Source organism: Streptomyces sp. NPDC060194, from assembly GCF_042728285.1.
GTDB lineage: Bacteria > Actinomycetota > Actinomycetes > Streptomycetales > Streptomycetaceae > Streptomyces.
Map to the genome: position 1 here is coordinate 1 of NZ_JBHWZH010000202.1, position 7,956 is coordinate 7,956.

Annotated in this window: 6 protein-coding genes; 3 read left to right on the plus strand and 3 right to left on the minus strand. The window is 76.3% G+C overall.

Translation table 11 applies throughout. The features are described 5' to 3' along the window. Positions 1–116 precede the first annotated feature (116 nt). Positions 117–2,018, minus strand: a complete 1,902-nt coding sequence (locus ACFWEG_RS27135) for a hypothetical protein (protein ID WP_387220239.1) — start codon at positions 2,016–2,018, stop codon at positions 117–119. 68 nt (positions 2,019–2,086) lie between these two features. On the opposite strand from ACFWEG_RS27135, the gene ACFWEG_RS27140 reads away from it, so the two are divergent. Continuing rightward, complete coding sequence (locus ACFWEG_RS27140) at positions 2,087–2,554, plus strand: hypothetical protein (protein WP_387220241.1); 468 nt, start codon at positions 2,087–2,089, stop codon at positions 2,552–2,554. A gap of 150 nt (positions 2,555–2,704) precedes the next feature. Here the strand turns inward: ACFWEG_RS27140 and ACFWEG_RS27145 are convergent, their stop codons facing one another. Both ACFWEG_RS27145 and ACFWEG_RS27150 read right to left on the minus strand, forming a co-directional pair. Next, entirely contained in the window at positions 2,705–4,255 is a 1,551-nt protein-coding gene (locus ACFWEG_RS27145) for a DUF1996 domain-containing protein (RefSeq protein ID WP_387220244.1), read from the minus strand. A gap of 243 nt (positions 4,256–4,498) precedes the next feature. Continuing rightward, on the minus strand, positions 4,499–5,500 hold the full coding sequence (locus ACFWEG_RS27150) for an NAD-dependent epimerase/dehydratase family protein (protein ID WP_387220246.1): 1,002 nt from the start codon (positions 5,498–5,500) through the stop codon (positions 4,499–4,501). A 192-nt stretch (positions 5,501–5,692) separates the two neighbouring features. Here ACFWEG_RS27150 and ACFWEG_RS27155 point away from each other — a divergent pair, with 192 nt between their 5' ends. Continuing rightward, the gene (locus ACFWEG_RS27155) at positions 5,693–6,304 is read left to right on the plus strand and encodes a hypothetical protein (RefSeq protein WP_387220248.1); all 612 of its coding nucleotides are present in this window, start codon (positions 5,693–5,695) and stop codon (positions 6,302–6,304) included. Between the two features lie 105 nt (positions 6,305–6,409). Continuing rightward, positions 6,410–7,840 (plus strand): PepSY-associated TM helix domain-containing protein, encoded by a 1,431-nt coding sequence (locus ACFWEG_RS27160; RefSeq protein WP_387220251.1) that lies wholly within the window; start codon positions 6,410–6,412, stop codon positions 7,838–7,840. Positions 7,841–7,956: the final 116 nt, after the last annotated feature.

A 7,956-nucleotide genomic window follows, 5' to 3' on the forward strand; every position in this document is an offset into this window, starting at 1 on the left:
GGGGTGTTGTCCCGCGCCCCGGGGTGGGGGGGGGGGGGGGGGGGGGGGGGGGGGGGGGGGGGGGGGCCCGGGGGGGGGGGGCGCCCCCCCCCCCCCGCGACCCCGGGTGCGGCCCGTCAGCGCAGCCCCGCCACCGAACCGCCCCCCGACAGGCGCCCCTTCAGGTCCGCGCTCGCGCCCTGCCGGGTCGGCGCGGCCAGCAGGTTGCCCCGCGCGTCGCCCGGCGCCCCGCCCGTGGCGCGGATCGCGGTGATCTGCGGGCTGCCGGCGGCCAGGACGTACCACCGCCCGGACGGGGCCTTCCAGAGCACGCCGGCGAGCACGACGGGCCGGCGCGGGCCGCAGGCGGGGGAGTCGGCGGCGCGGGCCGCGACCGAGCCCGGCAGGGTGCGCGGACCCGGCGCCTGCACCTGGGCCATGATCCGGCTGCCGTCGCCCCGCCAGGTGTCCGCGCGGGTGCACAGCCAGCGGGCCGTGCCGCCGCCCTCCGGCAACTCCTGTTCCGCGTAACGCCAGTTGGCGACCGAGCGGACGCCCTGGGAGCGCAGGGCGGGCAGCAGGCACGCGGTGCGCGCCCACTCGGCGCGGGCGGCCGCACCGGAGACGTCGCGGCGGTCGCGGGGCGGGCCGATGAGCAGCCGGGCGGGGGTCAGCTCGCCGAGGTCGGTGAGGAGCAGGGCGGGGACGGCGCCCCGGCCCGCCCGCACCTCCAGGACGTTCCAGGAGGTGCAGTCGCGGGTGGCGAACGGGCCGGGCACGAGGTCGGTCACCCCCTCGGCCGTCCGGTCGATGCCGACCGCGTTCCCCTCGGGCCGCAGCAGGTCGCGCACGGCCGTGGTGCGCACCCAGGGAGCCGTGAGGTAGCGCACGTTGCCGTCGGCGCGGGTCACCACGAGCGCCGCGGCCGAGGCGGCGTCGGCCGCGTCGGTGCGGGCGAAGTCGAGCGCCACCCCGCCGCGGGCGCCCGCGCGGGGCTCGGCGTAGCGCACCACGCGCAGCCCGTCGTGGAGCAGCACGACCCGGGCCCGGTCCACCTCGCCCGCGTACAGCAGTCGGGCGGGGCCCGGCGGCGGGCCCGTCGGGGTGCCGCGCGTCGCGGAGACCCGGACCTCCGCGCCGGGCCGGGTCCACGCCGCGAGCGCCCGCCCGAGCAGGCGGCCGTCCCGGGCGAGCTCCCCGCGGGCCGGCCAGACGGAGAAGTCGCGGCGGACCGCGTCCCGCCAGGCGGTGGGGGCGGCCCGGGTCAGCCGCCCGGGGTCGAGGGCCGCCTCGGCGGCGGGGGCGAGGCCGCCGGGCGCGGCCGCGGCCCCGCCGTCCGGCCCCCAGCCGCCGCCCGGCAGCCCGAGCAGCGCCCCGCACACCACGAGCGCCGCCCCGGCCACCGCGCCCGCCCGCAGCCGCCGCCGGCGCCGGACGAGATCGGTCGGGCGGGCCTGGAGGGCGCAGGGGTCGAAGGCGGGGGAGCGCAGCAGCTCGCGGTCGTGGGGGACGGTGTCCGCCTCGGCGAGAGCGCGGTCCGGGTCCGCGACCCCGGCGGCGGCCAGCGCGCGCCGCGCGTCCTCCTCGCCGAGCCGCTCGAGCCCGCGCAGGACGAATGCGGCCCGCGCCGGTGCGTCGAGCGCGTCGAGCCGCTGCTCCAGGGCCAGTTCGTCGGCCCCGCCGGAGTGGGGGAGCAGCCGCACGCCCCACACCTGCGGCAGGAGCGGCGGCAGGTCCCGCCCGCGCGGCCGCCCCGCCGCGAGCGCGGCGGCGAGCACCCGACGCCGTACGGCCGCGAGCCCCGGCCCGCCGTCCTCCGCGGACGCGCGCGGCGCCGGGACGTCGGCGTCGCGCGGCCCGGCGGGCGGCAGGGAGCGCTGGACGAGCGCGTGCGCCCGCAGGACGCGGCGCTCGCGTCCGCGGGCGGGCGGCAGGACGAGGTAGGCGAGCCGGACGAGCCGCGGGTAGTGCTCGACGAGAGCCGCCTCGGCCTGCTCGGCGTCGCCGGGCGGGGCGGCATGGGGGTGGGGTGCGCTCACACCACCCGGAACGAGTGAATCCTCGGATGGTCACTCGATCACAGGTGCGGGCGTGCAGGATGGTACGCATGCGCATACGAGCCGAACTCGCCACCGTCGCCGTCGCGTTGACCCTCCTGGCCGGCTGCTCCGGCGGCTCCGACGACTCCGGCGGCGATGACCGCGCCGAGCGGCCGACGTATCCGAGGACGGCCACCGGCACCCTGGAGGAACTCGCCGAGCAGGCGTCCTGCGACCCCAACGTGCAGACCGACGCGGCCGAGCTGCGCCAGGCCAACTGCCGTACCAAGGACGGTCGTTACATTCTCACGACCTTCGCCACCGACCGCGGCCTGCGCGAGTGGATCAACGAGTCGAAGGACTACGGCGGCACCTACCTGGTGGGCCGCAAGTGGGTCGCCTCCGGCGACGGCAAGGTGGTGACCGCGCTGCGCGGCCGGCTCGGCGGGACCGTGGAGAGCTCCTCGCACCACTCCGGAGGCGACCACGGAAGCGGCGGTGGGGGGACCGAGGACGAGCACTCCGGTCACCACTAGGGCCGGCCGCGCAGGTTCCCGGCGGGGCGGGGGAGCGGACACCCCGCCCCGTCGCGGCGGGCGGGCTCTCCCGCCGCGGCCGCGGTGGCGCACGGGACGGCCCCCGGTGAGTGGCAGGGGGTGGAACCGCTCACCGGGGGCCGTCGGTCGTCAGGCGCACCTCCTCCCGTCGTTGATGCACTTGGCGAGGCGCTCCATCAGCTGGTCGTCGAAGACGTTGATGAAGTCCCCGTGGTCGGTGACGGGCTTGTGGAGCTGCTCGGGGAACGAGTCCACCGCGAACACCGCGGGCCGGTCGCCCTCGAACTGCGGCGGCGGCACGTCGTAGACGATGCGCTGCACCAGCTGCGGGATGGCCTTGAAGCCGCTCGGGCAGTTGCCCTGCGCGTCGGCGAACGCCACGTGGGTGCGGTGGTTGGCGCTGTCGGTGTTGGCCCCGTCCCAGCAGCTCTGGAACTTGAACGTGCGGACCACGTCGCTGCCCTCGGGGCAGATGGGGTACTTGTCCTTCAGCTGCCGGTTCTCGAAGCCGGTGCAGCTCCAGGAGGCGTTCGCGTTGGCGTTGCCGTTGACGAACGCCTTCGCGTCGCCGGTGATGATCCGCAGGAAGCGCGGCATCGCCGCCACCTTCGACCGCGGGCTCCCGACGAACTTCAGCGACACCTCGACCGGCCGCTGGATCTCGCCGGTGTTCTGGTCCTTGCCGCCGCCGTCCAGTTCCGCGTCGTCCTCGGCCACCCCGTTCTGCAGCCGCAGGACGGGCCAGTAGTACGTCGACCGGTCGCCCTGGTTCCGGCAGGTGGTGGCGCCGTTCGCGAGGTCGTCGTCGCTGGCGAAGGCGTCGTTGGCCTGGTTGCCGATGTAGTCGTGCATGTGATGCGCGCCGTTGGCCACGCCGGGCGCGACGATCACGTTGTCCGGGTTGAACTTCCCGTTCTCGTTGGTGCCGCAGCGGGTCGTGAACGTGCCGCGTGACGCGTTGCGCTGGTTCCGCACCCGGGGGACGTTCGGCTGCACGGTGGTGATGTCGACGAAGTCGTCGGGCGCGGGGCCGTTGCCCTGCGGGGGAGCGGGCTGCTCGCCCTCCGGCGGCTGCTCGCCCTCCGGGGGCGGCTGCTCGCCTTCCTGCGGGGGCTGCTCCCCCTCCTGCGGCGGCTGTTCCCCCTCCTGCGGCGGCTGCCCGCCGGCCCCGCCCCCGTTGTCCCCTCCGCCGTTGCCGTCCTGCCGCAGCGAGCAGGGGGCCAGGCTGTCCAGGCCCTGCGGCCGCTCGGCGACCCGCCCGATGGACGTGGCGATCCGGTTGATCACGGCCACCCGCTTGTCCTTCAGCGGGTTCAGGATCGCGTTGGCCGCGAAGTTCCGGTCCTGTGCTATCTGCCGCCGGGAATTCGCGAACCGCTCGTACGCCTCGGTGATCTGCGTGTCGAGCAGGGCCAGTTCCCGGTCCACCTGCGGCCGGGCCGCCTCCGGGACCTCCGGCAGCTCGTTGACCACCTCCGGGCAGGCGATCGTCGACAGCCGCGCCGCCTGCTGCTGCCAGGCGGTCTGCGCCTGCCGCTGCCCGTCCGGCCGCCCGCCGCCGTCCTCGGCGGAGGCGTAGACGTTGACCATGACCAGCCCGCCCCCACCGAGGAGCAGAGCGGCTGCGGAAGCCACGACGCGGTTCGCCGTCGTCGACCGTTTTCTGGATGAGCGTGCCATGTGAGTCCTCGCTACTGGTGGGGAGAGGCGCTCCATTCCATACGGGCGGGACGCGTGGGGCGTTCAGACTTCGGCGCATCCGGTTGTCTCCCCGTCCCGTGGGCGGGTATCGCGCTCCGTCGGATGCACCGGACGGAATACGTCACTCCGCAGACGGCGGACCCCGGCCCGCAGACGGCGGACCCCGGCCCGCAGACGGCGGACCCCGGCCCGCGGGCGCGGACCGGGGTGGGGTGACAGCGCTCAGAGGCCGAGCGCCGCCGCCTCCTTCGCCGGGTCGAGCCCCTTGGCATTGCGGTCCGACCGCCGCGGGGCCGTGCCGCCGACCGACTCCAGCCACGCCCAGGTGTCGGCGACGGTCTCGGCGACCGGGCGGCAGCGCAGACCGGCGGCGAGCGCGCGCGAGACGTCCGCGTCGTGCATCGCGTCGTGCATCTCGCCGGGCGGGGTCCAGACCGGCAGCTCGACCCACGCCCCGATCCCGGCGGCCTCGATCTGCTCGGGCGTCAGCCAGCGCAGCTCGACGTCCGGCGCACCGCTGGTGCGCACCACCGCGTCGAGGAACTCCTCCGTGGTGGTGTGCCCCTTCGGGCTCACCAGGTTGTACGCGCCCGACACGTCGTCCCGCACCGCCGCGTCGAGCAGCCACTCGGCCATGTCCCGCACATCGATGAGCGACAGCGGCAGCTCGCGCGGCCCCGGCGCGAGCACCGGGCCGCCGCGCGCCATCCGGCCCAGCCACCACGGCAGCCGGCCGACGTTCTCGTAGGGGCCGAGGATCAGCCCGGCGCGGCCGAGCACGGAGCGCTCCTCGCCGAACTCCCGCAGCACCGCCAGCTCGGCCCCGCGCTTGTCGGCCGCGTAGTCCGTCGTGTCCGCGTCGGGGTCGCCGTCCACCACCGGGGCGCTCTCGTCGTGCCCGGCCGGGATCGGCCAGGTGTGGACCGAGATGCTGGAGACGTAGACGTACCTGCGCACCCGCTCCTTCAGCAGCCGGGCGCTGTCGCGCACGACCCGCGGGGCGGCGGACCAGGTGTCGATCACCGCGTCCCAGTCGTCCGCGGCCTCCGCGAGCTCCTTCAGCCCGCCGTCCGCGAGCCGGTCGCCGTGCAGCGCGGCCACCCCCTCGGGGGCGGGCCCCGACCCCCGGTGGAAGACCGTCACCTCCCATCCCCGTGCCACGGCCGCCTCCGCGACCGCCCGTCCCGCGAAATCCGTCCCACCCAGCACCAAGATCTTCGTCATGCCGGTGACTCTGCCCCCGCGGGCCCGCCCACCGACAGGGTTTCCGCCGCCAGGGGAATCCGCCGGGGGCGAACGGCAGCGGCGGCGACCAACGGTTCTGCCGAGGGCGCGAGTTGATGCCGGGGCCGCCCGCGGGCCGGATCGAGGGACCCTCTGTTCCCCACGCACCGCACCTGGCACCATGTGCCCACCATGACGCACCCCCGGTCGCCCCTCCGCGCACTGCGCGCCGCCCTCTTCGCGGCGGTGTGCGTGGCATTGGCCGGCACGGGGCATTCGTACATATCCGGGCACGACATCCCGCTCCACGGCCTCGCCGCCGCCTTCGGGCTCGCGGCGGCCGGCGCCTGGTGCGCGGGCGGACGGGAGCGGGGGGTGCCGGCCATCGGGGCCGGGATGCTCGCCGTGCAGGCCGGACTGCACCTGCTCTTCGGCGGGGCGCAGCAGCAGGCGCACCACCACGCGCCCGGCGAGTACGGCGCACCCGCGATGTCCATGGAGACGGCCGCGACCGGCGGGGCGGGCATGTTCACCTCGCACCTCGTCGCCGGCGCGCTCTGCACGCTGTGGCTGGCCCGCGGCGAGGCCGCGTTCTTCCAGCTCCTGCGCGCTCTCGACAGCTTCGCGTTCACCCCGTTGCGCCTGCTCCTGACCCGCGCCCCGGTCCCCGCGCTTGCGTGCCCGGCGCTCCCCGCGGCCCCCGCACGCCCGCCCCTGCGCGGCGTGCTCCTGGCCCACGCCGTGCACCGGAGAGGTCCGCCCGCCGCCGCCCGGCTCCGCAGAACCGCGCCCCTGCCCTCCTGAGGCCCCGCCTGAGGTCGTCGCCGACGGGAAGGGCCGGCGGGCGCTGCCCCCACACCCTTTCCGCCACGCCCCGCTGAGGCGTGCGCGCACACCGAAGGACCAGCCATGGCCATCGAGGACCGACCCGCGCCCGAAACCGGCGAACCGCCCCGCACCCGTACCGCGCCCGCCGCTTCGGGCGCCGCCCCCGCGCTCCGCGCGCTGCTCCTGCGCCTCCACTTCTACGCGGGGCTGCTCATAGCCCCGTTCCTGCTGGTCGCCGCGACCAGCGGCCTGCTCTACGCCCTCTCCTACCCGGCCGAGCGGATCGTCTACAGCCACGAGCTGACGGTCCCCGTCGGCGACCGCGTCCAGCCCGTGAGCGAGCAGATCGCCGCGGCCCGCGAGGCGCACCCCGAGGGCACCGTCACCGCCGTCTGGCCGTCGTCCGAGGAGGGCGCGACGACCCGCGTCCTGATGACGTCACCGGAGGTCGAGGAGGGCAAGTCCCTCGCCGTCTTCGTCGACCCCTACACCGCCGAGGTGCGGGGCGAGCTGCCCAGCTACGGCAGCTCCGGCGCGCTCCCGCTGCGGACCTGGCTGTCGGAGTTCCACCGCAACCTGCACCTCGGCGAGCCGGGCCGGCTCTACTCCGAGCTCGCGGCGAGCTGGCTGTGGGTCGTGGCGCTCGGCGGCGTCGCCCTGTGGGCCGCCCGCCGGCGGCGGCGGCGCGCCCTGCTGCTCGTGCCCGACCGCACCCTCCCGAAGAAGGGCCGCGCCCGCACCCTGTCCTGGCACGGCTCGGTCGGCCTGTGGGCGGCGGCCGGCCTCGTCGCCCTCTCGGCCACCGGACTGACCTGGTCCACCTACGCCGGTGAGAACATCGGCAAGGTCCAGGACCAGCTCGGCGGCTCCACCCCCACCGTCTCCGCCGCACTCGACCCCGGCGCGTCCGACGGCGGCGGCCACGACGGCCACGGCGGCGGCTCCGGCGAGACCGGGGAGCACCAGGGCGCGGACATCGGCGTCGACGCGGTGCTCGGCGCGGCCGCGGGCGCGGGCGTGGACGGCAAGCTGGCCGTCGTCCTGCCCGCCGAGGGCACGGGCTACGTCGTCAAGCAGACCGACACGCTCTTCCCGGTCCACCTCGACTCCGTCTCGGTCGACCCGGCAGACGGTCGGATCATCGACGAACTCCGCTTCGACGACTACCCGTTGCTCGCCAAGCTCACCCGCTACGGCATCGACCTGCACATGGGTGTCACGCTCGGCCTCGCCAACCAGCTCGCCCTCGCCGCGCTCATGCTCGGCACGATCCTGCTCATCGTCTGGGGCTACCGCATGTGGTGGCTGCGCCGGCCCACCCAGGACCGCGTCCGCTCCGCCGGCCGGCCCTACCCGCGCGGCTCCCTGCGCCGCCTCCCGGCGGCCTGGTCCGTCCCGCTCGGCGCGGCGGCGCTGCTCGTCGGCTGGTTCGTCCCGCTGCTCGGGCTGAGCCTGCTGGCCTTCCTCGTCGTCGACACCGCGCTCGGGGTGCGGGCGAGGGCCCGCACCTGACGTACGGAGGCCGGGCGTTCGGGGCCACCAAACCCAAACCCCCCCCCACCAGCCGCACAAAACCGCCAGTAAAATTAACCCCCCCCCCCCACCCAAATGATAGAGCCCCAGCGGGG